The sequence below is a fragment of the Klebsiella oxytoca NBRC 105695 genome (assembly GCF_001598695.1).
GTDB lineage: Bacteria > Pseudomonadota > Gammaproteobacteria > Enterobacterales > Enterobacteriaceae > Klebsiella > Klebsiella oxytoca.
The window spans coordinates 251,447-274,381 of the sequence record NZ_BCZK01000003.1 but is presented as its reverse complement, the minus strand read 5'-3'; the positions used below and the strand labels follow the sequence as shown (position 1 = coordinate 274,381).

Sequence of the window (22,935 nt, the reverse complement as noted above, 5' to 3'; positions counted from 1 at the left end):
CCCTTACTTCTTATGCCGGATACGCGGGTTCACCACGCCGTACAATAGGTCGACCAGCAGGTTGACGAGAATAATCATCGTCGCCACCAGCAGCACCCCGCCCTGCACCACCGGATAGTCGCGGCGCTGCAGCGCATCAATCAGCCAGCGGCCAAGGCCCGGCCAGGAGAAGATGGTTTCGGTCAGGATAGCCCCCGCCAGCAGCGTACCGACCTGCAGGCCGATAACCGTGACCACCGGCAGCATCGCGTTACGTAAAGCATGCACGATGATTACCCGCATCCGCGTCAGGCCTTTCGCGCGCGCGGTACGGATATAATCCTCACCCAGCACTTCCAGCATCGACGAACGGGTCATACGCACGATCACCGCCAGGGGAATCGTCCCCAGCACCACCGCGGGCAGGATCATATGCATTACCGCATCAATAAAGTCGCCCGGCTCGCCCCAAATCGCGGTATCGATCAGCATAAATCCGGTCAACGGCAGGGTATCGTCAAGGAAGACGGTATCGCTGATACGCCCGGAAACCGGCGTCAGATTGAGCTGCACCGACACCAGCATGATTAGCATCATGCCCCACCAGAAGATGGGCATAGAGTAGCCGGTCAGCGCGAGGCCAACGGAGGTGTGGTCGAAGATAGAGCCGCGCTTAACCGCCGCCAGCACGCCCACCGGGATACCGACAATGACGGCAAAAATCATCGCGCAGACGCCCAGCTCCATCGTGGCTTTAAAGCGCGGTACGAACTCTTCCCAGACGGGAATACGGCTTTTCAGCGAGATGCCCAAATCACCGTGCATCACGCCCCAAATATAGTTGACGTACTGCTGCCACATCGGTTTATCAAGGCCCATCTCGGCCAGCAGCTGCGCGTGACGTTCAGGGGAAATACCACGTTCGCCCGCCATAATCATCACCGGGTCGCCGGGAATCATATGAACGAAGGCAAAAGTGAGAAGGGTAATACCGATAAATGTCGGGATGACAAGTCCCAAACGTCGGAGAATGAACTGCAACATAACCCGGATTCTCTCTAGTGACGACCCGCCTGGTGACAGGACGTCTGTATTGCTCACAAATGTCAATTCCCTCTCCCCAAGGCGGGGAGAGGGGAAACACGCTGTTATTATTCGATAGAGACGTTATCGAAGTGGTGTTTACCTAATGGATCGACCACGTAGCCTTTGACCTCTTTACGCACCGGCTCATAGACGGTGGAGTGAGCGACGATCAGCGCCGGCGCCTGGTCGTGCATCACAACCTGAGCCTGTTTGTACAGCTCAATACGCTTGTTGTGGTCGTCGGTAGCGCGAGCCGGTTGAATCAAGTCTTCAAACGGCTTGTAGCACCAGCGGGAGTAGTTAGAACCGTCTTTTGCCGCGGCGCAGCTAAACAGGGTCGCGAAGAAGTTATCCGGATCCCCGTTGTCGCCGGTCCAGCCCATCATTACGGTCTGGTGCTCGCCCGCTTTCGCGCGCTTGAGGTATTCACCCCACTCGAAGGTCACGATCTTGGCCTGGACGCCAACTTTAGCCCAGTCGGCCTGAATCATCTCAGCCATACGGCGCGCGTTCGGGTTATACGGACGCTGTACCGGCATCGCCCACAGGTCGATGGTAAAGCCTTTTTCCAGTCCCGCCTCTTTCAGCAGCGCTTTCGCTTTTTCTGGATCGTAGGTGTAGTCTTTAATGTCGTCGTTATAGCCCCACATGGTCGGCGGGATCAGGTTCTTCGCGGCCTGGCCGGCGCCCTGATAAACGGCTTTGATAATCGCTTCTTTGTTTACCGCGTAGGTCAGCGCCTGACGAACTTTGACATCATCCAGCGGCTTCTTCTCGGTGTTAAAAGAGAGGTAGCCGACGTTCAGACCCGGCTGTTCCAGCAGGGTGATATTTTTGTCTTCCTTCATGCGCGCGATGTCTGCCGGGTTCGGGTACGGCATGATCTGGCATTCATTTTTCTGCAGCTTAGCGTAGCGCACGGAAGCATCAGGGGTGATGGAGAAGACCAGGCGATCGATTTTCGGCTTAGTGCCCCAGTAACCCGGGAAGGCTTTATAGAGAATACGGGAGTCTTTTTGATACTGCAGCAGCTGGAACGGACCGGTACCGATTGGGTTGAGGTCCACTTTCTCCGGCGTACCGGCTTTCAGCATGTTATCGGCATACTCTTTTGACAGAATAGAGGCGAAGTCCATAGCGAGGTCGGCAAGGAACGGCGATTCCGGACGGGTCAGCACGAACTGGACGGTATTATCGTCCACTTTCTTCACTTCGCTAATCAGGTCTGGTAATCCCATGCCTTCAAAGTATTCATAGCTGCCGCCAGACACTTTGTGGTACGGGTTATTGGTATTTTTTTGTCTGTCGAATGAGAAAACGACGTCATCGGCGTTCAGCGTGCGGGTCGGTTTAAAATCTTTGTTATCCTGCCACTTCACGTCTTTACGCAGATGGAAAGTATAGGTTTTTCCGTCTTCACTAACTTCCCATTTCTCCGCCAGGCCCGGAATAACTTCCGTGGTGCCGGTTTTGAATTCTACCAGGCGGTTATAAATTGGCACTGAGCTGGCGTCATAGGTGGTACCAGAGGTGAAGAGCTGTGGGTTAAAGCCTTCCGGCGAACCTTCTGAACAATAAACCAGGGTCTTCGCTTGTACGCTTGCTGCGACGGTCATGGCAACCAGGCTCAGACCAAGCTTCAGCATCCCTGATTTCTTCAAGGAAATACTCATTATTCTGCTCCAAATGTGATGTTGTTTGCATATATCCGCCAGACCTTTATTTATTTTTATTCGTCATATTTCGAACTACGGATGCGTTGGCTGCGCTCGATCGCTCCAGTCACATAGCCATCTATGCTCCTGGGGATTCTCAAGCTTGCCGCCTTCCCGCAGCTCGAACTATTTAGAATATACCCGGTCCGGTCGGTGGTGCCCGAAAGCGTTGAGAGAGATGGGGATTCCTTTCGCAAAAACGACTGAGTTGCAGTACGGATTCTCCATGAAATGCCCCTCATGCCCTACAATCTGTCAACAGAATGGGGAAACGTCAATACAGCCAACCTGGTTTTACATCCGGGGTGAGAATCGGCAGGCAAAGATTAAAAAAAGTGCAATGCGCTATTTCCAGCAGAGAAATTTATGCTAGCGGCCAATAGACAGAATAAAGCCCTTTATATTTTTCAACAGGCAGTCATAAGCAATTACAGGAAATGGTAAAAATTTCTTGCGATGTGACCAATATGTGAGCGATAAATAGCGTGAACGTTAAAACGCACAGCGGAAAATGCTGAAGTTATCCATAAGCTTCGCGAAAAAAGATCGGAGCATATATAAAAAATACAATGGAAGATGTCACAAAACAGGGAATTGGCGGCAGGAAATGAGGATGGATGCGTTTTTTCACACTCTTAGCAGGCAGCGCCTTTTCCCGGAGGCGATGCTGCGCATCTGTCCGGGCTACCTGCCCGCAAACAATGCTGAACCTGTAGCCCGGGCAAGGCGCTTTGCGCCGCCCCCGGGAGCGGTGTGCGATGCGGCTAATTTCCCGGAGGCGATGCTGCATATCAGTAAAAGCTACAGATGCAAAAAAGCCTGCTCGTTGAGCAGGCTTTTGAATTTGGTCGGTGATAGAGGATTCGAACCTCCGACCCCTTCGTCCCGAACGAAGTGCGCTACCAGGCTGCGCCAATCACCGAATGCGGGCGCATCTTACTGCTGCGATACACACCCGTCAATGCCTTATTATGAAAAAGTCGCTCAAGCGGCGAGAAACTCGCCACTCCGCTACGGCTTTTTCGCCGCAGCGTCAGGAACGTGGCACCAGTTGTTATATTGGTTAATCCCGCCGTCCGGCGAAGTATAGCCAAGACAGCCCATAATGGTGTCATACAGCTCTACGTGGCGGCGCGGCACCTTCATGGCTGCCTGCTGCTTCAGGCGAGCAAAAGAGGCGGCATGATCGGGAGACGCCAGATACTTATCCGACATCCATACCATCATCGGCACGCGGAACTGCTCCGGCGGCGCCATCTTGCGAGGCGTACCGTGTAGGTGCTCGCGCTCATTAATGGACTCGCCGTGGTCGGCGGCATAGAAAACAATCGCTTTCTTATCCCGCAGCTGATCCAGCACGCTGACAATAAAGTGATCGACATAGGTCACGCTGTTATCATACGAGTTAATCAGCTCAGCCTTCGAACACTTATTATCGACGCCAACGCACTCCGGCTGCCACTGCGCAAAACTGCGCGGATAGCGCTGGGTATAGTTAAAGTGCGACCCTTTGGTATGCAGAATAATCAGATGCTTACCATTGGGATTCTTCGCCAGACCGCGCTTCATTTCGTCCACCAGCAGCATATCGTCAACGCTCTTGCCGCGGTTACTCGGCTCCGCGCCAATCTGCTCGCGATAGGCGATATTGTTCGCCATCGTGTTGCTGTAGAACCACATCTCGCTCTGCATGGCATACAGGTCGCCGGTAAAGCCAAGCTGATGCAGAACGGCAAAAACGTTCTGCTCTTTCAGCGTCCGCTGCGGATTATCATCCGCCCCGCCCTGACGGACGAACATACAGCGCAGGGACAGCTTAGTCGCGGTATCGCAGGAGTATCCGCGAAAAGCGACCAGGTTTTTCTCCTGCGCCAGCTTAGGCGTGGTATTACGGCTATAGCCCAGAATCCCCATATGATCCCAGCGGGTGGTTTCGCCGATGATAAACACCACGTAGGTATCGTCGAGCCCTTCGGGCGCCACGTAGGTAAATTTTTTCGCCGGATTAATCAGGGATTTAGTATCCGATGACTCATCAACCTGCGCCCACGCGTACAGCCCCAGCGCCGAAAGCCAGTTTGACGGCAGGTAGGAGTTAGCCACTACGCCGCCGTAGCTTGGCAGATCGACCTCTGAGCTCCGCTCGAAGTTCTTCTGACGGACCTCCAGCAAACGGATTGGCCCCCAGACCATCAATCCCGCCAGCAATACGATCGTAATATTCTTCATCCGCTGGCCAGGGGTACGAATTTGCCGCAGCAGCGTGAAGCGGCAGCGGTTGCTCCAGATAAGCAGCAGCGGCAGCGCGCTCATCAGCACCAGCCAGAGGATCAGGTGCCAGCCGATCACCTCTCTGGATAAGTCGATGTCGGTGGTCATCACCGAGGCGATAATCCCGTAGCCGATCACCACGTTCAGGAAGGTCATGTAATAGCTGGCGGCAGCGGAGAATAGAACGACGATAGTCGCGAGGATACGCCAGACCCGGCGTCCGAACAGCGACAAAATACGCAGCAGAAAGAAGGTGACCAGGAAAGTCCCGACCAGTTCCACTGCCCCTGAGAGTCCTTTCCAGATGGTAAATTCCTGAGCGTACCCTTCGAAGCGGCGGAAGAGTACGGCAGCGTTCATAAACCAGCCGATGTACAGCGCCAGCCAGATACTGAGCTTCAGCTGCGTCATCGTTTTAATGTATTTCATGCAAAAAACCTGGAAAACGAAGAGATAAAACCGCCCGACTTAAGCAATATAAGTAAGCAGGTTAATAAAGTGCGTTTAGCTTGGTTATAAGAAACCTCTACAATGCGCGCTAAGTAGACCACAGCGGAAGGGAAAAGTATCAGGAGGGAATGTGATCCAACCAAACATTTACAAAACATTTGGTTGGATTGGCACTATTAGCTTAGGTGATTAATCATCGAGACCACGATAACGCCCGGCTTCAGGCATGCGCTTCGTGATAAATCTCACTTTTCGGCTGGCGGATGGTGGTCGATAGCGCCAGGGAGAGAATCAGCAGCGCAAAGATGACGCAGAAGGTCACGTAGAAACCGCCGAACAGGGACGCAATCAGGGAACCGCAAATGCTGCCGATACCAAAGCCGAGATAAATCACGCCGTAATTTTTCGCCAGGTTATTGAGACCAAAGAATTCGCTGACCAGCGACGGGAAGACGGTAATCGTACCGCCGAAGTTAAAGGCCACGCAGGCAATGGCGGCGAAGAAAGTGGTGGCGTTCAGCGGAGCGAACAGCAGCGCCGCCATACCGATAAGCGAAACAACCTGCCCGATGGTAATCACTCGAATACGGGACATTTTATCAGACAGGATCCCCAGCACCAGGCGACCGCTAAGGTTAGCGATAGAGATCACCGTGACCGCGTTAGCTGCCGTCGCCACATCAAGGTGCACCATCCCCTGGGCAATATCTTTCGCCACGCCAATCACGTACAGGCCGCTCATGCAGGCGGTCAGGAACATTACCGCCAGCATCCAGTACTGTGGTTTACGCATCGATTCGGCAAGGGTGAAGTCGTTTTCGACGACGCCGTTGTTGGCGGTAGCGGTATGGTTCGGTGCGTCTTTCATCAGCGTCGCGCCGAACACAATCATCACCAGCACGATTGCGCCCCAGATAATAAAGGTTTTCTCAAGGCCGACCGTCGCCAGCAGATGGGAATCAATAAATTTAAAGCCCAGGCTGCCAAGCCCATAAGAACCGATGGAAAAGGCGGAGATCAGCCCCTTACGTTCCGGGAACCATTTGACGCAGTTTGACAGCGTGAGCAGATAGCCGGCGCCATCCGCCAGCCCCACCAGCAGGCCCGCGCTCAGCCACAGCATCATCAGGCTGTTTGAATGAGCGGTAAGGAAGAAACCGAGGCCCAGCAGAACGCCTGACGCCATGGTGACGCGTTTGACGCCAAAACGTTCCTGTAATTTACCCGCCACGGATGAGGAGAGCGCCAGACCAAGGCTTAGCAGGCCAAATGAGAATGCCACCTGGCTTACCGGTTCGTTCAGCTTGGCGGAAAGGGAACTATTGAACAAACTCCATGTATAAACCGATCCCAGCGCAAATTGCGTAATGATAGTGCCGAGCAGCGTGAGCCAGCGGGTGTATTGACGGTTTGCAGCGTTCATAGCAGTTGTCCTGAATAATTAACTGCCGCCACCATAACGAAGTCCCCTGTAAGCCTGGGGAAAAAAGGCATGAGCTGCCGCTACTGCGGAATGAAATGCATAAAAGACGGAATGAATGACATTGCAAAACATTCACGCCTTAAATATTTACTGCAAAGTTAGTGTCCACTATCGCTGCAAGATGCGTCACTGCTGTAACTGATACGTTAATAAATTAAATAAAACATGATACAAATAAATTAAAAATTGGCGCTCACGCCCATTAAATAGAGATAGTTTTCCCCGGAGGGCACATTATCCGCCTGCGATAGCGCCGCCCAGGCGGCTATATGGGGGTTAAGCGACATATCCGCGCCAAAGGTCACGTCCCGCCAGGCGCCATCCTGCGCGCGATTCGGCCCGCCAGAATCCGTCGTTAATCCCTGGTTATAGCTCACCTGCGCCCACGGATGTACGCCCCATAATTTCTGGTAATCGACCCGCCAGCCCAGCGTATTCACATAGCCGGCTCCGGCGGCATTTCGGCTAAGCAGCGGCGAAGTCAAATCGGTATGTAAACTGGCTACCGGACCGGACGTCATGCCCTCGAGCAGAGAGAAATTCCAGCCGACGCTCATCCCGCGGGCGCTATCTGCCGGGGAGACTGCCTTATTAAATGCCAGTCCTGAAGGATCGTCGGCCGCATTTATCCGCTCCGCGAGAATATCTTCATAGCGCGGTTGGTGATCGCTGTCCCATGTATAGCGTTCCGCTGTATTACTTTTTGTATCGATAGCGATATATTCCTGTTGCCAGGCATTCGCACCGGCAACACACGACGCCCAGACGGATACGCACGCCGGGACCAGGAATCCCCGGAGGCCATTGCATTTCTTTATTATCATTAATGCGACTCCAAAAAGAGCCGAAACGGCAAGGTTGCTGTGTTTTTTTATGGGGTGCCCTATTCCTGCTGTGGGAATAATAACCCTGTATTAACTATTATCTTTATCTTTCAGCCGTCAAGTTGAACGACTGATTTTTATGACAAAAGGGAGAGGCAGATGCAACGTTGCGGATGGGTCAGTCAGGATCCTTTATACATTGAGTATCACGATAGCGAGTGGGGCGTTGCGGAAAAGAATCCCCGTAAGCTGTTTGAGATGATTTGCCTTGAGGGCCAGCAGGCCGGACTATCGTGGATCACCGTGCTGAAAAAGCGTGAAAACTACCGCAACGCTTTTCACCAGTTTGACCCGGTTCGCGTCGCCGCTATGGGTGAAGAAGATATTGAACGTCTGCTTCTCGACGCCGGTATTATTCGCCACCGCGGTAAAATCCAGGCCATCATCGGCAACGCTCGCGCCTTCCTGGCAATGGAAGAAAATGGCGAACCTTTCGCAGATTTCGTCTGGTCGTTCGTCGACAATCAACCGCAGGTGACGACCGCCGCCACGCTGGCGGAGATCCCGACAACCACCCCCGCTTCTGACGCGCTATCGAAAGCGCTGAAAAAACGCGGCTTTAAGTTTGTCGGCTCCACTATCTGCTACTCCTTTATGCAGGCCTGCGGTCTGGTCAATGACCACGTCACCGGTTGTTTCTGTCGCACAGGAGGCCAGGATGATTCGCCACTGGGACGCTAGCGAAACCGGCCCGCTGCTTGAGCTGTGGCTGGAAAGTACGATCCACGCGCACCCGTTTATCGCCGAAAGCTACTGGCATGATAGCCTGGCGATAGTGCGCGACGTTTATCTGCCCGCCGCCCAAACCTGGGTCTGGGAACAGGATGGCATGCTGAAGGGCTTTATCAGCGTAATGGAATCCCGCTTCATCGGCGCGCTGTTCGTTGCGCCGGACGCCGTCAGACAGGGTATCGGCAGCGCGCTAATCGGCGAAGTCAAAAAACACTACGGCTGGCTCAGCCTCGAGGTATATCAGAAAAACGTTCAGGCGGTAAATTTCTACCATGCGCAAGGCTTCCGCATTGAAGACTGCGCATGGCAGGATGAAACCCAGCATCCAACCTGGATTATGCATTGGTCGGCGGATCAAATGCCGTCAGCGTAAGCTCGGGTCCGGTATATTTTTCCAGCCAGGCCAGCGCCGTATTTCCGGCGCAGCCGTTGCCCAGTCGCGAGGTGGGAATATCTTTGGTAAGCACGTTTACCGCACCGTTTTTGCAGATACCCGCCTGAGCGTCGAGATCCGGCCACGCCCCTTCATGCAGGCAAATAACCCCCGGACGGATACCGTCGGTTACCACTGCGCCGGCCAGCACCTGACCGCGTGAATTCCATACCCGCACCAGATCGCCATCGGCAATATTGCGCGCCTGCGCATCCTGCGGATGAAGGGTTAACGGTTCACGGCCCGCCACAGCGTACCGTTCACGCAGCGACGTCTGGTTGAGCTGGCTATGAAGGCGATGCGCCGGATGCGCGGAAAGCACCTGAAGCTGGCCTGCCTGCGCATTGCCGTGCCACTCGTCCGGCTCCAGCCACATAGGATGCGGCGGGCAATCCGCATAAGCAAACCCGGCGATGGTCGGCGAGTGAATTTCAATTTTTCCGCTGGCGGTTTTCAGCGGATTCGCCAGCGGATCGGCCCTGAAGGCGGCAAAGCGGGCGAAACGCGCGTTTTCAGGATTTTCCGGCATTTCAATCAACTGATTGTCCTGCCAGAACTGGGCGAACGGCGGCAGGGAAACCTGCTGCGCCGCCCCGCGCTGGGCGGCAATCTGGTAAAACGTCTCCAGCCACTGCAGATCGTTTTTACCCTCAGTGAAGCGCTCCCGCCCGCCCGCTTCCCAGCGCTCGCTGAGATCGGCGAAAACCTCGAAATCATCGCGCGCTTCATCGCGCGGCGCGACCACCCGTTTCATCGGCACCAGATGCTGGTTACTGTAATCGCCGGTCATCGTCATATCGTTGCGTTCAAATGAGGTTGTCGCAGGCAGGACGATATCGGCATGGCGCGCCGCCGCGGTCCAGAAGCATTCGGAAATCACCACCAGCTCCGGCTTTTGCCAGGCGCGGATCAGGCGATTGGTATCCTGATGATGGGTAAAGTTGGCGCCGCCCGCCCACCAGATAAAGCGGATATCCGGGAAGCGGCGTTCCATACCGTTATGTTGATAAGACGCCCCGGGGTTTTCCAGCGCTTCAACGATGCGCGCGACCGGGATTTTTTCCACTGCATCGGTACCGCCCGCCACGCTGCCCTGCATTGAGGCCAGCACCGCCGCGCGGCGCGTAGGGTTGCCGCCGTTGGCAAAGTGATAGGAGAGGCCAAAGCCTCCGCCCTCGGTGCCGATCTGGCCGAGCATGGCGGCAAGGGTCACCAGCATCCAGTGCTTTTGTTCGCCAAACTGCTGGCGCTGCATTCCCCAGCCGGACATTAACATGGTGGTGTTTTCGTGGAAAAGTTGTGCCAGTTCGCGAATTTTCTCCGCGCTAATGCCGCAGATCGCCGCCGCCCATTCCGCCGTTTTGGCCGTTCCGTCGCTCTCCCCGGTCAGATAGCGGGCGAAAACGTCATAGCCGCTGGTGCAGCGGGCCAAAAACGCGTCATCCTGCCAGCCGTTTTCCACCAGCGTATGGGCGATACCGAGCATCAGCGCCACGTCGGTGCCCATATGCGGGGCGATCCACTCCGCCGCGTCGCCAAAGAATTCCGCCGTTTCCGATCGCATTGGATCGATGCAGATCACCCGCTTCCCGCTCTGACGCAGACGATCGAACCACGGGATGCCCTGCTCATCGGAAGCATTCCAGGCAATTTTTAGCGTATTTAATGGGTTAGCGCTCCACAGCACCACCACATCGCTATGTTCCAGCACCATTGGCCAGCTGGTCTGCTGCTGATAAACCTCATTACCGCCAACCACGTACGGCATGATCGCCTGCGCCGCGCCGGTGGAATAATCGCCCAGATGCCCGGTATAACCGCCCGCCAGGCTCATATAGCGTTGGAGCAGCGTCGCCGCTTTGTGCAGCACGCCGTTAGAACGCCAGCCGTAGGAACCCGCGAAGATGGCGCTCGGGCCATAACTGTCGCGAATGCGTCGATGCTGAGCGTGAATCAGATCCAGCGCCTGCTCCCAGCTCACCCGCACAAACTCGTCCTGCCCGCGCACGCCTTGTGGGCTTTCTGGCGAGGCGAGGAAGCCCTTACGCACCATCGGGTAACGTACCCGAGTTTTGCTGTGCACCTGATCGCGCACGGCAGTTTGCAGGGAGTTGGCGAAAGGCGTATCAAGCGCTCCGCGCGACGAGATGACGTTTTCACCATCGGTTTCGACCAGTATGGGTCCCCAGTGGGCGGCGGTCAGAATAGTTTTGGTGGCAGATGAGGTTGGCAAAACGGGCTCCTGGTCAGCGATAGCAGGTGTAGTGACGACAAGTTATTCAGCCGTTCAATGTTATTTACAAATTGAGATGCTCTCTGCGGAATTTTCTCCGGCTTCGGGCGTCATAATCAACCGTCACGGTCGCTGTGGCAAAGAATAAAAAGGATTAAGGAATTAAGATGAAAAAACGCGTACTCATGATTGCGGCTATCGTTAGCGGCGCACTGGTCATTTCTGGCTGTACCACCAACCCCTACACTGGCGAACGCGAAGCGGGTAAATCCGGGATCGGCGCGGGCATTGGTTCATTGGTCGGCGCAGGCGTCGGCGTGCTCTCCTCTTCCAAACATGACCGCGGCAAAGGCGCGCTGATTGGCGCAGCGGCCGGTGCAGCGCTGGGCGGCGGCATCGGTTACTACATGGACGTGCAGGAAGCGAAGCTGCGCGACAAAATGCAGGGAACCGGCGTAAGCGTGACGCGCAACGGTGACAATATCGTACTGAATATGCCAAACAATGTGACCTTCGACAGCAGCAGCGCCAATCTCAAACCGGCAGGCGCCAATACCCTGACCGGGGTGGCAATGGTGCTCAAAGAGTATGAGAAAACCGCGGTTAACGTGGTTGGCTATACCGACAGTACCGGTAGCCAGGATCTGAATATGCGTCTTTCTCAGCAGCGCGCGGAGAGCGTCGCCAGCGCGCTTATCACCCAGGGCGTAGCGGCCAGTCGCATCCGCACGACCGGCATGGGTCCGGCGAACCCCATCGCCAGCAACAGCACGGCGGAAGGGAAAGCGCAGAACCGCCGCGTGGAAATTACCCTCAGCCCGCTGCAGTAACCTCCCCCTTTGCCCGGCGAATCGCCGGGCAAAATGCTTGATATAGCGGATTTTCGCGCTAAGGTGTGTGCAGATTTCAGCAAAGGAAGCCACCATGGCGAAAGCGGCGCGAGCAACCATTAGCGATGTGGCGAAAGCCGCAAAGACCGGCAAAACCAGCATTTCACGCTATCTGAACGGCGAGAAGCACCTGCTTTCCGACGATTTGCTGGGACGCATTGAAAAAGCCATTGCCGAGCTCGACTATCGTCCCAGCCTGATGGCCCGCGGCCTGAAGCATGGCCGCACCCGACTGATCGGCCTGATCATCGCCGATATTACCAATCCCTACTCCGTCAACGTGCTCAGCGGTATTGAAGCGGCCTGTCGTGAAAAGGGATTCACCCTACTGGTATGTAATACCAACAACGAGCTGGATCAGGAACTGCACTATCTCGACCTGCTGCGCAGCTACCAGGTCGAGGGGATTGTGGTCAACGCCGTCGGGATGCGTGAGGATGGCCTAAACCGCCTGCAGCAGTCGGCGCTGCCGATGGTGCTTATCGACCGCAAGATTCCGGAATTCGCCTGCGATGTCGTCGGCCTCGATAATACCCAGGCCGCCACCACGGCCACCGAACATCTGGTGGAGAAAGGCTTCGAAGCGCTGTTGTTCCTCAGCGAGCCCCTTGGCTCAGTCAATACCCGTCGCGAGCGCCTGAGCGCGTTTCGCCAGACGCTCCAGCGCCATACCGGCATCGTCGCGGAAAACGCCGAAGTGCCGTTGAACGATGGCGCGATGCTGGATAACGTCCTGCGTCATTTCCACTCCCACCATCGCGGCATGCGTAAGGCGGTAATTTCCGCCAACGGCGCGCTGACGCTGCAGGTGGCACGCTCCCTGAAACGCGTTGGCCTGATTTGGGGCAGCGATATCGGCCTGCTGGGCTTCGATGAACTGGAGTGGGCCGAGCTGGCGGGCGTGGGGATTACTACGCTCAAACAGCCGACCTGGCAGATTGGCTTCGCCGCCGTCGAGCAGGTGGTGCGCCGGATTGAAGGCAGCACCGACCCGGTCTGCGAAAGGGTATTTTCCGGAGAGCTGATCGTCAGAGGCTCAACCTCCCGCTAGCGATCCTTCGTGATGGCGATCATAAATCAGACATCCTGGCCTTTGCTTTGGAACCGATACCATCTAGCGTAATAAGCAACGCATCAGATAATCGTCGGGAGTATTGGGATGGCCAGAAAGATTATTGTCGTTACCGCCGCGTACGGGAATGACCACGTTAAAGCGCTGGGCGGGCAGTCCGCCGTCCTGCCGTTTATCGCCGGTTCCGGCGCCGATGGCGTAGAGATCCGCCGCGAACTGTTCACCCCTGATGAACTGTCCCGCCTGGCGGAATTAGCGGCCGACATTGAGCGTCGCGGCCTGCTGGTCTGCTATTCCGCGCCGGAAGCCCTGTTTGCCGCAGACGGCTCGCTCAACCCGCGTCTTAGCGACTTTTTGCTGGAAGCGCAAACGCTCAACGCGCTGTGGCTGAAGCTCTCGCTGGGCCACTTTATCCACCACGATGACCTCGAAGCCCTGCGCGAAATTCTGCAGGAGAGCGGGATGGCGCTGGTGGTGGAAAACGACCAAACCGACTGCGGCCAGCTGGCGCCGATGCAGCGCTTCAAAGCCGCCTGCCGGGTTAATCAGCTGCCGATCACCCTCACCTTTGATATGGGCAACTGGCTATGGGTCGGCGACTCGCCGGAAGAGGCTGCTCGCCACCTGGCCCCGGCCGTTAGCTATATTCATGTTAAGGCGGCTGAGCCGCACCATTCGCAGTTTCGCGCCGTGCCGCCGGATGAGGCCTCCGCACGCTGGCTGGCGCTGCTCAACAACCTGCCCGCCGATGCCCCGCGGGGGATCGAATTTCCGCTGACTGGCCATGACCTGACGGCCGTGACCCGCCGCTACGTCAAGCTGTTACGTGAGGATTAAGTTATGCAAAAACCATTAGATGTCATCACGATAGGCGAAGCTATGGCGATGTTTGTCGCCACCGAAACCGGTGAGCTGGCCGATGTAGAACACTTTATGAAGCGCGTGGCGGGCGCGGAGCTGAACGTCGCGACCGGTCTGGCCCGCCTCGGCTTAAGCGTCGGCTGGGTAAGCCGCGTTGGCGCGGACAGCTTTGGCCGCTTCGTCCTCAATACGCTGGCGAAGGAGGGGATCGACGCCTGCGGCGTGAGCACCGATAGCCGCTACGCTACCGGCTTTCAGCTGAAATCTAAAGTTGAAAATGGAACCGATCCCATCGTGGAATACTTCCGTAAAGGATCCGCCGCCAGCCATCTTTCGCCGGACGACTTTAACGAATCGTACTTCGCCAGCGCCCGCCACCTGCACTTAAGCGGCGTGGCCGCCGCGCTGTCGGAAAGTTCATACGCCCTGCTGGACCGCGCGGCACGCACCATGAAGGCGCAGGGAAAAACCATTTCGTTCGACCCCAATCTGCGGCCGGTGCTGTGGAAAAGCGAAGCCGAAATGGTGGAGAAGCTTAACCAGCTCGCATTCCAGGCCGACTGGGTTCTGCCGGGTTTAAAAGAAGGCATGATTCTGACCGGCCAGCAAACGCCGGAAGCTATTGCGGACTTTTATCTCCGCCACGGTGTTCGCGCGGTCATCATTAAAACCGGAACCGATGGCGCCTGGTATAAAACCGCCGACGGCGAACAGGGGGCCGTCGCGGCAATAAAAGTGGATAACGTCGTCGATACCGTCGGCGCGGGCGATGGTTTTGCCGTCGGGGTCATCAGCGCCCTGTTGGAAGGAAAACCGCTGCAGCAGGCGGTAAAACGTGGAAATAAAATTGGCTCCCTGGCCATACAGGTTCAGGGCGATAGCGAAGGCTTACCCACGCGCGAGGCGCTGGACGAGTAAACAGATTCAGCACAACGTCAGGCCGTTCTGTACCCTACATGCAGCGCGGCGTAACGGATCTTTTCTATGATGAGCGTCACCTCAATTACAGAGGCAAACCTATGAATAGTTCAACGAATGCAACAAAACGCTGGTGGTACATCATGCCTATCGTGTTTATCACGTATAGCCTGGCATACCTCGACCGCGCTAACTTCAGCTTCGCTTCGGCGGCCGGTATTACCGAAGACCTGGGGATCACCAAAGGTATCTCCTCCCTGCTGGGAGCGCTGTTCTTCCTCGGCTACTTCTTCTTTCAGATCCCCGGCGCGATTTACGCCGAACGCCGCAGCGTACGTAAACTGATTTTTATCTGTCTGATCCTGTGGGGTGCCTGCGCCTCGCTGACCGGGATGGTGCACAATATCCCCGCGCTGGCGGCGATTCGCTTTATCCTTGGCGTTGTCGAGGCTGCGGTCATGCCGGCGATGCTGATTTACATCAGCAACTGGTTTACGAAATCTGAACGCTCCCGCGCCAATACCTTCCTGATCCTCGGTAACCCGGTGACGGTGCTGTGGATGTCGGTCGTATCCGGCTATCTCATCCAGGCTTTCGGCTGGCGGGAAATGTTTATTATTGAAGGGGTTCCGGCGGTAATTTGGGCCTTCTGCTGGTGGGTGCTGGTAAAAGATAAACCGTCGCAGGTCAACTGGCTGGCGGAAAGTGAAAAAGCCGCGTTACAGGAGCAGCTGGAGCGTGAACAGCAGGGAATCAAACCGGTGCGCAACTACGGCGAAGCCTTCCGCTCGCGCAATGTTATCCTGCTGTGCATGCAGTATTTCGCCTGGAGCATCGGGGTTTACGGTTTCGTTCTGTGGCTGCCGTCCATTATCCGCAGCGGCGGCGAGAATATGGGCATGGTCGAAGTCGGCTGGCTCTCCTCGGTTCCCTATCTGGCGGCGACCATCGCGATGATCGTAGTCTCCTGGGCCTCTGATAAAATGCAGAACCGCAAGCTGTTTGTCTGGCCGCTGCTGCTGATTGCCGCCTTCGCCTTTATTGGTTCCTGGGCCGTTGGCGCCAACCATTTCTGGATCTCGTACACCCTGCTGGTGATTGCCGGCGCGGCGATGTACGCCCCCTACGGGCCGTTCTTCGCCATCATTCCTGAGATGCTGCCGCGCAACGTCGCCGGCGGCGCCATGGCGCTGATTAACAGCATGGGCGCGCTGGGTTCGTTCTTCGGTTCATGGTTTGTCGGTTACCTGAACGGCACCACCGGCAGCCCCGCAGCCTCGTACATTTTCATGGGAGTGGCGCTTTTCGTCTCGGTATGGCTTACTTTGATTGTTAAGCCTGCTAATAATCAAAAACTTCCGCTTGGCGCACGTCACGCCTGAAACCTTAACGCAACGGAGAACCGCATGAAGCCGTCAGTTATTCTCTACAAAACGCTTCCCGACGACCTGCAACAGCGTCTGGAACAACACTTTACCGTCACTCAGGTGAAAAACCTGCGTCCGGAGACCGTTTCGCAGCACGCCGACGCGTTCGCTGAAGCGGTTGGCCTGCTGGGTTCCAGCGAAAAAGTCGATACCGCGTTACTGGAGAAAATGCCCAAGCTTCGTGCGACCTCGACCATTTCCGTCGGTTACGATAACTTCGACGTCGAGGCGCTGAATGCGCGTAAGGTGCTGCTGATGCACACCCCGACCGTGCTGACCGAAACCGTCGCCGATACCGTAATGGCCCTGGTACTGAGCACCGCGCGTCGGGTGGTTGAGGTGGCCAACCGCGTGAAGGCCGGGGAGTGGACCAAAAGCATCGGTCCGGACTGGTTTGGCAACGATGTGCATCATAAAACCCTCGGCATCGTGGGTATGGGACGTATCGGGATGGCGCTCGCCCAGCGCGCCCACGCGGGCTTCGGTATGCCGATTCTCTACAATGCCCGCCGCCAGCACCCGCAGGCGGAAGAGCGCTTTAACGCCCGCTATTGCAATCTCGATACCCTGCTGCAGGAAGCGGATTTTGTCTGCCTGATCCTACCGCTGACCGACGAGACTTATCATCTGTTCGGCAAAGAACAGTTCGCCAAAATGAAGTCCAGCGCCATCTTTATTAACGCCGGGCGCGGCCCGGTAGTGGACGAAAAGGCGCTGATTGCCGCTCTGCAGGAAGGGGTTATTCACGCCGCCGGACTGGACGTTTTCGAACAAGAACCGCTGGAAAAAGACTCCCCGCTGCTGACTATGCCGAACGTTGTTGCCGTGCCGCATATTGGCTCCGCAACGCATGAAACCCGCTATAACATGGCGGCCTGCGCGGTGGATAACCTGATTGATGCTCTGAACGGTAAAGTGGAAAAGAACTGCGTGAATCCGCAGGTGAAGTGAGAAGGGGAAAAAGAAAACCCGGGCGAAGGTGAAGCCTTGCCCGGGCTATCAGAGCCGTTAACGGGTCGCGTTAACAGCTGCCGTCCACGCCTGGTTGAAGGCCTGGTGCTGAGCGGCCAGCGGGCCAATCAGCGTATTGTACTGGCTGGCCTGCTGCGAAGTCGGGAACTGAATACCGTTCGCCGCAAAGCTAACCTGGGATTCTTGCTGAGCAATAAAATCGCCTACCTGCACCAGCTGCTGGGTAAAGACCTGAGCGGCCGGAATAAGCGGCTGTAGCGCATTCGCCGGCGCGGTCACGACTTTATTATACACCTGGTCGAAGACCGGCTTGAGATCGTCCCCCTGCTTCAGCGCGCCGTGAGCGGCATCCGCCTGCATTTTTGCATTCTCCAGCTGCTGGCTCAGTACGCCGAGGGCGCCGTTTGCCTGACGCAGCGGCTCGCGCTGGGTGACATAATCCTGCGGTACGCGGATCGCGTTTACGCTATCCACCACCGGACGCAAACCCGCATCCATCGCCTGGCTTACCTGCTGTGAATAGCCATAAATCACCGCATAATCGGAAACGAAAGGCCCAAACTGTTTTTTCTGATCGGCGGTCAGCGTCGGCAGACGTTCGCCGCTACGCATTGCCGTATTTTGCAGGAAATCGATGAACGCTTTGCGCTGATCGCCTTCTTTATCAAAACACCCACTCAGGCTAACCACCATTAACAGGGCCGCAATAGCCGCAAACCAGCGAGAGCAGGACTTTCCTGTCGCCATTTTTTTACTCCTTTCAGCCAAAAAAAGCGCAAACAGACACACACGTGCCAGACGCTGACAAGGATAGTCCAGGTCGGCCTTGCAGGATACCTTTTCCTCACATTCTTCCTCCCTGAAAGCCGGCTTTTTAGCGTTTTAGCGGCCAGTCGCGTCGGCTGTTAAGTTCATCACAATTACCGCTATCATCCGGCATTCGACCGAAACATTTAAATATTTGATTTTACTATTATTAATCTATTCTCTCTTCTGCCCACGTCGCAAAGTGGACGATAATCGCACGCTTCCCTTTTCGCCTGCATTGCCTGAACCGCCGTTCGATGATTTTATTAAATGAGCGATTAACGGCTCTTTGTTCGATAATCGCACAAACAACATCAACGACCGCGAGGGAGATAACAATAATCGATACCCCAAGTAATTCGAGTTGCGGGACAAAGCGGTTAACCGTTTTGAACAGCGCTTGCGCTGGCACCGTAAGGGGCGAGGCCTTAAGCCGCGTAACGCGGCAAGTGAGAGAGTCCCAGGCGCTTACTGGTGTAAGTGACTGGGGTGAACGAGCGAAGCCAACGCACAGGCAACTTGAAGTATGACGGGTATATTTCTGTCCCCCGCTCTGCCTGCCAGGAATGCCGCATGAAGAAAACAACCATCGATATTCAGGCTTTTATCAATGAACATCCCTTCACGAAATACCAGTGGATGATTCTGGCCTTATGTTTTATCACCGTCGCGATGGACGGATTCGATACCGCGATAATCGGCTTTATCGCCTCTGACCTGGTGCAGGAATGGGGCGTCGAAAAATCGGCGTTAGGCCCGGTGATGAGCGCCGCCTTAGTCGGGCTCGCCGTCGGCGCGCTGACCGCCGGACCGCTCGCCGATCGCGTTGGGCGCAAAAAAGTTCTGATTTTGTCCATTGTGGTTTTCGGCGGCTTCAGCCTGCTGACCGCCTTTGCTATCAGCCTTAATCAGCTAACGCTGCTGCGTTTTCTCACCGGCCTTGGGCTGGGTGCCGCCATGCCGAACGCCGCGACGCTGATGAGCGAATATGCCCCTGAGCGCCGCAGAGCGCTAATGGTCAATCTGATGTTCGTTGGCTTTCCAATGGGCTCCTCGCTGGGCGGTTTTCTCTCCGCCTGGATGATCCCCCATTACGGCTGGCAAAGCGTGCTGGTGCTCGGTGGCGTAATGCCGCTGCTGCTGGCGGTCGTTTTGATCTTTTTTCTACCGGAATCCGCGCGCTATATGGTGGTCAAACGCCAGCCTGCGCAGCGTATCGCCGCGATCCTGCGCCGCATTGCACCTGTTCCTGAGCAGGCGGAATTTGAGCTACGCGAAGCGGGCCAGGTAAAAGAGAAATCGTCCATCGGCGTGATTTTTTCTCCGCGCTACGCCGTCGGCACCGTGATGCTTTGCCTGACCTACTTTATGGGCCTGCTGATCTTCTATTTACTGACCAGCTGGCTGCCGCTGCTCATCCGCGAAACCGGGGCGACGATGAGCCAGGCCTCCATTATCACCGCGCTGTTCCCGCTGGGTGGCGGCATTGGCGTACTCATTCTCGGCGCGCTGATGGATAAGCTCAATCCAAACAAAGTCGTGGCGGTAGGCTGGCTGCTGACGGGGGTCTTTGTTTGTCTGGTCGGTTTCTCAACCCATAACCTGCTGCTGATGGGGATTATGGTATTTATCGCCGGCAGCATTATGAACGGCGCGCAATCGTCGATGCCGGCGCTGGCTGCCGGCTTCTATCCCACTCAGGGACGCGCAACCGGCGTGGCCTGGATGCTGGGTATTGGCCGCTTTGGCGGCATTCTCGGGGCGTTTAGCGGCGCATTCCTGATGCAGGCCCAGCTCTCTTTCGAAACAATTTTCTCCCTGCTGGCTATCCCGGCATTTCTGTCGGCCATCGCCCTGCTGGTGAAATATAAGCTGGGTCAGCGGCAACCTGCGGCTGCGCCAGGCGAAGTGGAGAAGCTGCAAAAGGCGTAATACACCGGCCAGCGGGCGCGCGCTGGCCATTTCTGCTTTTCTTCTGACCTGTTTACAATAATTTGCTTAACTGCTCTCTCTATTACTTTTCAGCACCTTATAGCGTCTGTAACGGACCAGAAGAACCTCTGGTGATAAATAATTATCAGGGTAATCATTCCAGGGCTTTTTTTCCGACTATTCTTAAGAGGCTCTACATAATTCACCCTCCGCCGTATGAAAGAGAGGAGTCCTCAATGGAATATAAAGATCCTGCATTTGAACTGCTGAGCAACCTTGAACAAATTATTTTTAAAGATCAGGCTCAGGCGGCCTCCCTGACGCGTAAGCCCGCCGCATGCATTGAATTTGACCAGCTACGCAAAGGTACCGGGCTGAAAATCGATGATTTTGCCAACGCCATGGGCGTCAGCGTAGCAATGGTACAAGAGTGGGAGTCAAGACGCGTACGGCCTTCGCCCACGGAGCTTAAGCTGATGCGCCTGATACAGGCCAATCCGCAGCTTTCAAGACAGCTTATTGATTCATAATTTTAGCGTTTATAGGTTTCGGCTAGCGGTCCTGCTAAAGGACCGTTTTCAAGCCAACGAAAAAAAAGTTTGCTATCACGACGTGAAAATGCGTTAATGCTCGCAGGTTTGAAGTAAAGACCACAGAGCATTCGAATAGAGCAGTCCTTCAAAGGTTATCCGTTGATACCCCGGTAGTGAACTTTCCCTTTATCGCTTTAAATCTGTAGTCCAGACCGTAACGCCGCAAGGCTCATTTATTTTTTTAAAGGTAATTCACTATGTCCGGTAAAATGACTGGTATCGTAAAATGGTTCAACGCTGACAAAGGCTTTGGCTTCATCACTCCTGACGATGGCTCTAAAGACGTGTTCGTACACTTCTCTGCTATCCAGAACGATGGTTACAAATCTCTGGACGAAGGTCAGAAAGTTTCCTTCACCATCGAAAGCGGCGCTAAAGGCCCGGCAGCTGGCAACGTAACCAGCCTGTAAGCTTAAAAAGCTCAAAATTCTAAGTCCCTGCCATACGGCGGGGATTTTTTTATTTGCAGCGTAGGTCACCGCCATCGTAAATGGCGGATTTCTTTTATAGCCTCTCAAAGCACCAGCCATCTTCCCGCCATGTCAGACTGTGGGACAGCTTCAGCGCCTGCAAGAAAGCTTCATCATGCGAGACCACCAGCATCGCACCGGGAAACCGGGCCAGCGCTTTTTCAATCGCCTGAGTGGATGCCAAATCGAGATGATTCGTGGGCTCGTCCAGCAGCAGAAGCTGCGTGGCATCACGCCGCCAGAGTACGCAGGCCAGCGCCGCCTTCAATCTCTCGCCTCCGCTCAGGGCCGATAGCGGCAGATCGACTTTATCCGCCCCCAGCTGTAGCTGCGCCAGCTGGCTACGCAACGCGCCTTCTTCTAAGGGCGTATCGCCGAGGTTCAGGTGCTTCATAACCGATAATGACGGGTCCAGTTGGGTCAGATGCTGGTCCAGATACGCCGCGTTAACCGATAAGCGGCAGCGTCCAGCGATCGGCAGCTCCAGACCCAGCAGCGTTTTCAGCAACGTGGTTTTACCGCAGCCGTTGGGACCACGCAGCGCCACCCGCATTGGCCCATCCATCCGCCAGCTCAGCGGTGCCAACATCGTATGCGCCAACCGCACCGCATCCAGTTCCAGCACCTGTTTTCCCGGGGCTATCCGGTTGCCAGGTAACGTAAACATCACCGGGCTCTCCTCTTCCACTCTCTCCCGCGCCTGTACTACCGCGTTGTTAAGGGCGCCATTTTGCTGTCGATGCTGGCGCTGCAGGCTGCCGGGACGTTCTTTTGCCGCGCCTTTCCAGGCAACCCGCTCGAATGACGCGATATTTAGCGTATCGACGGTGCGTAACGTTTGCGCGGAACGCCGCTGGCAGGCATCGTGCTCTTTGTGCATCCGCGCGCGGGTACGGCGCCGTTCAGCGACGGCATGATCCAGCGCGGAGCGAGCCGCCTGCTGTTCCAGCCCACGCTGCTGCTGATAATCCGCATAGTTGCCGCCGTAGCGACGCAAAGTCGCAGGCGTCAGCTCAAGGATACGCGGCATGACCGCTAATAACTCCCGGTCATGGCTGGCAATTAGCGCCCCGCCGCGCCATTGTTTAAGCTGCTGATACAGCCACTCGCGTCCCGGACGGTCGAGATGGTTGGTGGGTTCATCAAGCAGAAGAAAATCGGCGCCGGACAGGAATGCCCCGCAAAGCTGCGCCTTCACTCTTTCACCGCCGCTCAGCGAAGGGGCGGGCCGTGCAGGAGAAAATGTACCTAAGCCAGCCGCAAGAAACGCCGTATCCAGACGATCCGGGAGATCCCAAAAACCATCAAGACGTTCAAGATCGTCACTTCGTCCCTCCCCTCGATCAAGGCGAGCGAAAGCAGCGAAAATGGACTCCAGGCCCAGCAATTCCGCCAGCGTCATCTCTGAAGCCCTATCCCGCAGCTGAGCAACGTAGCTTACGGAAACCATGCGCTCGATGTGGCCGCCAGACGGCGTGTCATGGCCCGCCAGCAAGCGTAAAAGCCGGGTTTTACCGACGCCGTTGCGCCCGACAAGGCCGCAAAGAGAGGAGTCCAGCGATAAATTCAGCGGACCAAAAAGGGTATCTCCTGTCGCAAAGTGACAGGTGACCTGATGCAAAATAAAAGAGGGGATCTGGGCACAATGAGCCATAAGCACTCCTGAATGAAATCAATACTTCCCCTGCTCACCAATAGCGCTAAGCAAGGCATGAGATTCATCAGTC

19 protein-coding genes and 1 tRNA gene are annotated in these 22,935 nt (G+C 55.8%); 11 read left to right on the top strand and 9 right to left on the bottom strand.

Going from position 1 to position 22,935, the window contains the following annotated elements; genetic code table 11:
• Window positions 1-3 precede the first annotated feature (3 nt).
• The 6 genes from dppB to KO1_RS07120 all read right to left on the bottom strand — a co-directional run bounded on the left by dppB (window position 4) and on the right by KO1_RS07120 (window position 7,808).
• A complete protein-coding gene (gene dppB / locus KO1_RS07145) occupies window positions 4-1,023 on the bottom strand; it encodes a dipeptide ABC transporter permease DppB (protein WP_004106742.1) in 1,020 nt (339 codons plus the stop codon).
• Window positions 1,024-1,130: 107 nt separating this feature from the next.
• A complete protein-coding gene (gene dppA, locus KO1_RS07140) occupies window positions 1,131-2,738 on the bottom strand; it encodes a dipeptide ABC transporter periplasmic-binding protein DppA (protein ID WP_004116299.1) in 1,608 nt (535 codons plus the stop codon).
• 887 nt (window positions 2,739-3,625) lie between these two features.
• A tRNA-Pro gene (locus tag KO1_RS07135) sits at window positions 3,626-3,702 on the bottom strand.
• A gap of 89 nt (window positions 3,703-3,791) precedes the next feature.
• A complete protein-coding gene (gene eptB, locus KO1_RS07130; RefSeq protein ID WP_004116305.1) occupies window positions 3,792-5,480 on the bottom strand; it encodes a kdo(2)-lipid A phosphoethanolamine 7''-transferase in 1,689 nt (562 codons plus the stop codon).
• A 241-nt stretch (window positions 5,481-5,721) separates the two neighbouring features.
• Window positions 5,722-6,924 (bottom strand): L-lactate MFS transporter, encoded by a 1,203-nt coding sequence (locus tag KO1_RS07125; RefSeq protein ID WP_004116308.1) that lies wholly within the window; start codon window positions 6,922-6,924, stop codon window positions 5,722-5,724.
• Window positions 6,925-7,163: 239 nt separating this feature from the next.
• On the bottom strand, window positions 7,164-7,808 hold the full coding sequence (locus KO1_RS07120) for a hypothetical protein (RefSeq protein WP_004116310.1): 645 nt from the start codon (window positions 7,806-7,808) through the stop codon (window positions 7,164-7,166).
• 159 nt (window positions 7,809-7,967) lie between these two features.
• Between KO1_RS07120 and tag the strand changes: the two genes are divergently transcribed.
• Window positions 7,968-8,549, top strand: coding sequence for a DNA-3-methyladenine glycosylase I (tag, locus tag KO1_RS07115; protein WP_004106751.1), 582 nt, complete (start codon window positions 7,968-7,970; stop codon window positions 8,547-8,549).
• Window positions 8,527-8,973 carry an N-acetyltransferase gene (locus KO1_RS07110; protein WP_004116315.1) on the top strand — a complete coding sequence of 149 codons (447 nt, stop codon included), beginning with the start codon at window positions 8,527-8,529 and terminating at the stop codon, window positions 8,971-8,973. Before tag ends, KO1_RS07110 begins: the two co-directional genes overlap by 23 nt.
• Here the strand turns inward: KO1_RS07110 and KO1_RS07105 are convergent.
• Window positions 8,936-11,266, bottom strand: coding sequence for a molybdopterin guanine dinucleotide-containing S/N-oxide reductase (locus KO1_RS07105; RefSeq protein ID WP_004116318.1), 2,331 nt, complete (start codon window positions 11,264-11,266; stop codon window positions 8,936-8,938). The two genes, KO1_RS07110 and KO1_RS07105, sit on opposite strands and share 38 nt — an antisense overlap.
• Before the next feature lie 167 nt (window positions 11,267-11,433).
• Here KO1_RS07105 and KO1_RS07100 point away from each other — a divergent pair, with 167 nt between their 5' ends.
• The 6 genes from KO1_RS07100 (at window position 11,434) to ghrB (ending at window position 17,385) form a co-directional block, all read left to right on the top strand.
• The gene (locus KO1_RS07100; protein ID WP_004106757.1) at window positions 11,434-12,096 is read left to right on the top strand and encodes an OmpA family lipoprotein; all 663 of its coding nucleotides are present in this window, start codon (window positions 11,434-11,436) and stop codon (window positions 12,094-12,096) included.
• Window positions 12,097-12,190: 94 nt separating this feature from the next.
• The gene (locus tag KO1_RS07095; RefSeq protein WP_004106759.1) at window positions 12,191-13,207 is read left to right on the top strand and encodes a LacI family DNA-binding transcriptional regulator; all 1,017 of its coding nucleotides are present in this window, start codon (window positions 12,191-12,193) and stop codon (window positions 13,205-13,207) included.
• A 108-nt stretch (window positions 13,208-13,315) separates the two neighbouring features.
• A complete protein-coding gene (locus KO1_RS07090) occupies window positions 13,316-14,065 on the top strand; it encodes a sugar phosphate isomerase/epimerase family protein (protein ID WP_049593696.1) in 750 nt (249 codons plus the stop codon).
• Window positions 14,066-14,068: 3 nt separating this feature from the next.
• Window positions 14,069-15,007, top strand: coding sequence for a sugar kinase (locus tag KO1_RS07085; RefSeq protein WP_004116328.1), 939 nt, complete (start codon window positions 14,069-14,071; stop codon window positions 15,005-15,007).
• A gap of 101 nt (window positions 15,008-15,108) precedes the next feature.
• A complete protein-coding gene (locus KO1_RS07080; RefSeq protein WP_004106766.1) occupies window positions 15,109-16,389 on the top strand; it encodes an MFS transporter in 1,281 nt (426 codons plus the stop codon).
• 24 nt (window positions 16,390-16,413) lie between these two features.
• The gene (gene ghrB / locus KO1_RS07075; RefSeq protein WP_049593698.1) at window positions 16,414-17,385 is read left to right on the top strand and encodes a glyoxylate/hydroxypyruvate reductase GhrB; all 972 of its coding nucleotides are present in this window, start codon (window positions 16,414-16,416) and stop codon (window positions 17,383-17,385) included.
• A 57-nt stretch (window positions 17,386-17,442) separates the two neighbouring features.
• On the opposite strand, the gene KO1_RS07070 is transcribed toward ghrB, so the two are convergent.
• Complete coding sequence (locus KO1_RS07070) at window positions 17,443-18,153, bottom strand: DUF3053 domain-containing protein (protein ID WP_004106769.1); 711 nt, start codon at window positions 18,151-18,153, stop codon at window positions 17,443-17,445.
• Window positions 18,154-18,786: 633 nt separating this feature from the next.
• Here KO1_RS07070 and KO1_RS07065 point away from each other — a divergent pair.
• The 3 genes from KO1_RS07065 to cspE all read left to right on the top strand — a co-directional run bounded on the left by KO1_RS07065 (window position 18,787) and on the right by cspE (window position 21,148).
• Entirely contained in the window at window positions 18,787-20,145 is a 1,359-nt protein-coding gene (locus tag KO1_RS07065) for an MFS transporter (protein ID WP_064406863.1), read from the top strand.
• 236 nt (window positions 20,146-20,381) lie between these two features.
• Window positions 20,382-20,675, top strand: coding sequence for an HTH-type transcriptional regulator (locus tag KO1_RS07060; protein WP_004106774.1), 294 nt, complete (start codon window positions 20,382-20,384; stop codon window positions 20,673-20,675).
• Between the two features lie 260 nt (window positions 20,676-20,935).
• Window positions 20,936-21,148, top strand: coding sequence for a transcription antiterminator/RNA stability regulator CspE (gene cspE, locus KO1_RS07055; protein ID WP_000014594.1), 213 nt, complete (start codon window positions 20,936-20,938; stop codon window positions 21,146-21,148).
• Between the two features lie 94 nt (window positions 21,149-21,242).
• On the opposite strand, the gene KO1_RS07050 is transcribed toward cspE, so the two are convergent.
• Window positions 21,243-22,862 carry an ATP-binding cassette domain-containing protein gene (locus KO1_RS07050; protein WP_047720532.1) on the bottom strand — a complete coding sequence of 540 codons (1,620 nt, stop codon included), beginning with the start codon at window positions 22,860-22,862 and terminating at the stop codon, window positions 21,243-21,245.
• Window positions 22,863-22,935: the final 73 nt, after the last annotated feature.

Bases quoted from the DNA above. Each gene is read 5' to 3' on its own strand.
- dppB (WP_004106742.1), bottom strand. From the start codon at position 1,023: ATGTTGCAGTTCATTCTCCGACGTTTGGGACTTGTCATCCCGACATTT.
- dppA (WP_004116299.1), bottom strand. From the start codon at position 2,738: ATGAGTATTTCCTTGAAGAAATCAGGGATGCTGAAGCTTGGTCTGAGC.
- eptB (WP_004116305.1), bottom strand. From the start codon at position 5,480: ATGAAATACATTAAAACGATGACGCAGCTGAAGCTCAGTATCTGGCTG.
- KO1_RS07125 (WP_004116308.1), bottom strand. From the start codon at position 6,924: ATGAACGCTGCAAACCGTCAATACACCCGCTGGCTCACGCTGCTCGGC.
- KO1_RS07120 (WP_004116310.1), bottom strand. From the start codon at position 7,808: ATGATAATAAAGAAATGCAATGGCCTCCGGGGATTCCTGGTCCCGGCG.
- tag (WP_004106751.1), top strand. From the start codon at position 7,968: ATGCAACGTTGCGGATGGGTCAGTCAGGATCCTTTATACATTGAGTAT.
- KO1_RS07110 (WP_004116315.1), top strand. From the start codon at position 8,527: ATGATTCGCCACTGGGACGCTAGCGAAACCGGCCCGCTGCTTGAGCTG.
- KO1_RS07100 (WP_004106757.1), top strand. From the start codon at position 11,434: ATGAAAAAACGCGTACTCATGATTGCGGCTATCGTTAGCGGCGCACTG.
- KO1_RS07095 (WP_004106759.1), top strand. From the start codon at position 12,191: ATGGCGAAAGCGGCGCGAGCAACCATTAGCGATGTGGCGAAAGCCGCA.
- KO1_RS07090 (WP_049593696.1), top strand. From the start codon at position 13,316: ATGGCCAGAAAGATTATTGTCGTTACCGCCGCGTACGGGAATGACCAC.
- KO1_RS07085 (WP_004116328.1), top strand. From the start codon at position 14,069: ATGCAAAAACCATTAGATGTCATCACGATAGGCGAAGCTATGGCGATG.
- KO1_RS07080 (WP_004106766.1), top strand. From the start codon at position 15,109: ATGAATAGTTCAACGAATGCAACAAAACGCTGGTGGTACATCATGCCT.
- ghrB (WP_049593698.1), top strand. From the start codon at position 16,414: ATGAAGCCGTCAGTTATTCTCTACAAAACGCTTCCCGACGACCTGCAA.
- KO1_RS07070 (WP_004106769.1), bottom strand. From the start codon at position 18,153: ATGGCGACAGGAAAGTCCTGCTCTCGCTGGTTTGCGGCTATTGCGGCC.
- KO1_RS07065 (WP_064406863.1), top strand. From the start codon at position 18,787: ATGAAGAAAACAACCATCGATATTCAGGCTTTTATCAATGAACATCCC.
- KO1_RS07060 (WP_004106774.1), top strand. From the start codon at position 20,382: ATGGAATATAAAGATCCTGCATTTGAACTGCTGAGCAACCTTGAACAA.
- cspE (WP_000014594.1), top strand. From the start codon at position 20,936: ATGTCCGGTAAAATGACTGGTATCGTAAAATGGTTCAACGCTGACAAA.
- KO1_RS07050 (WP_047720532.1), bottom strand. From the start codon at position 22,862: ATGGCTCATTGTGCCCAGATCCCCTCTTTTATTTTGCATCAGGTCACC.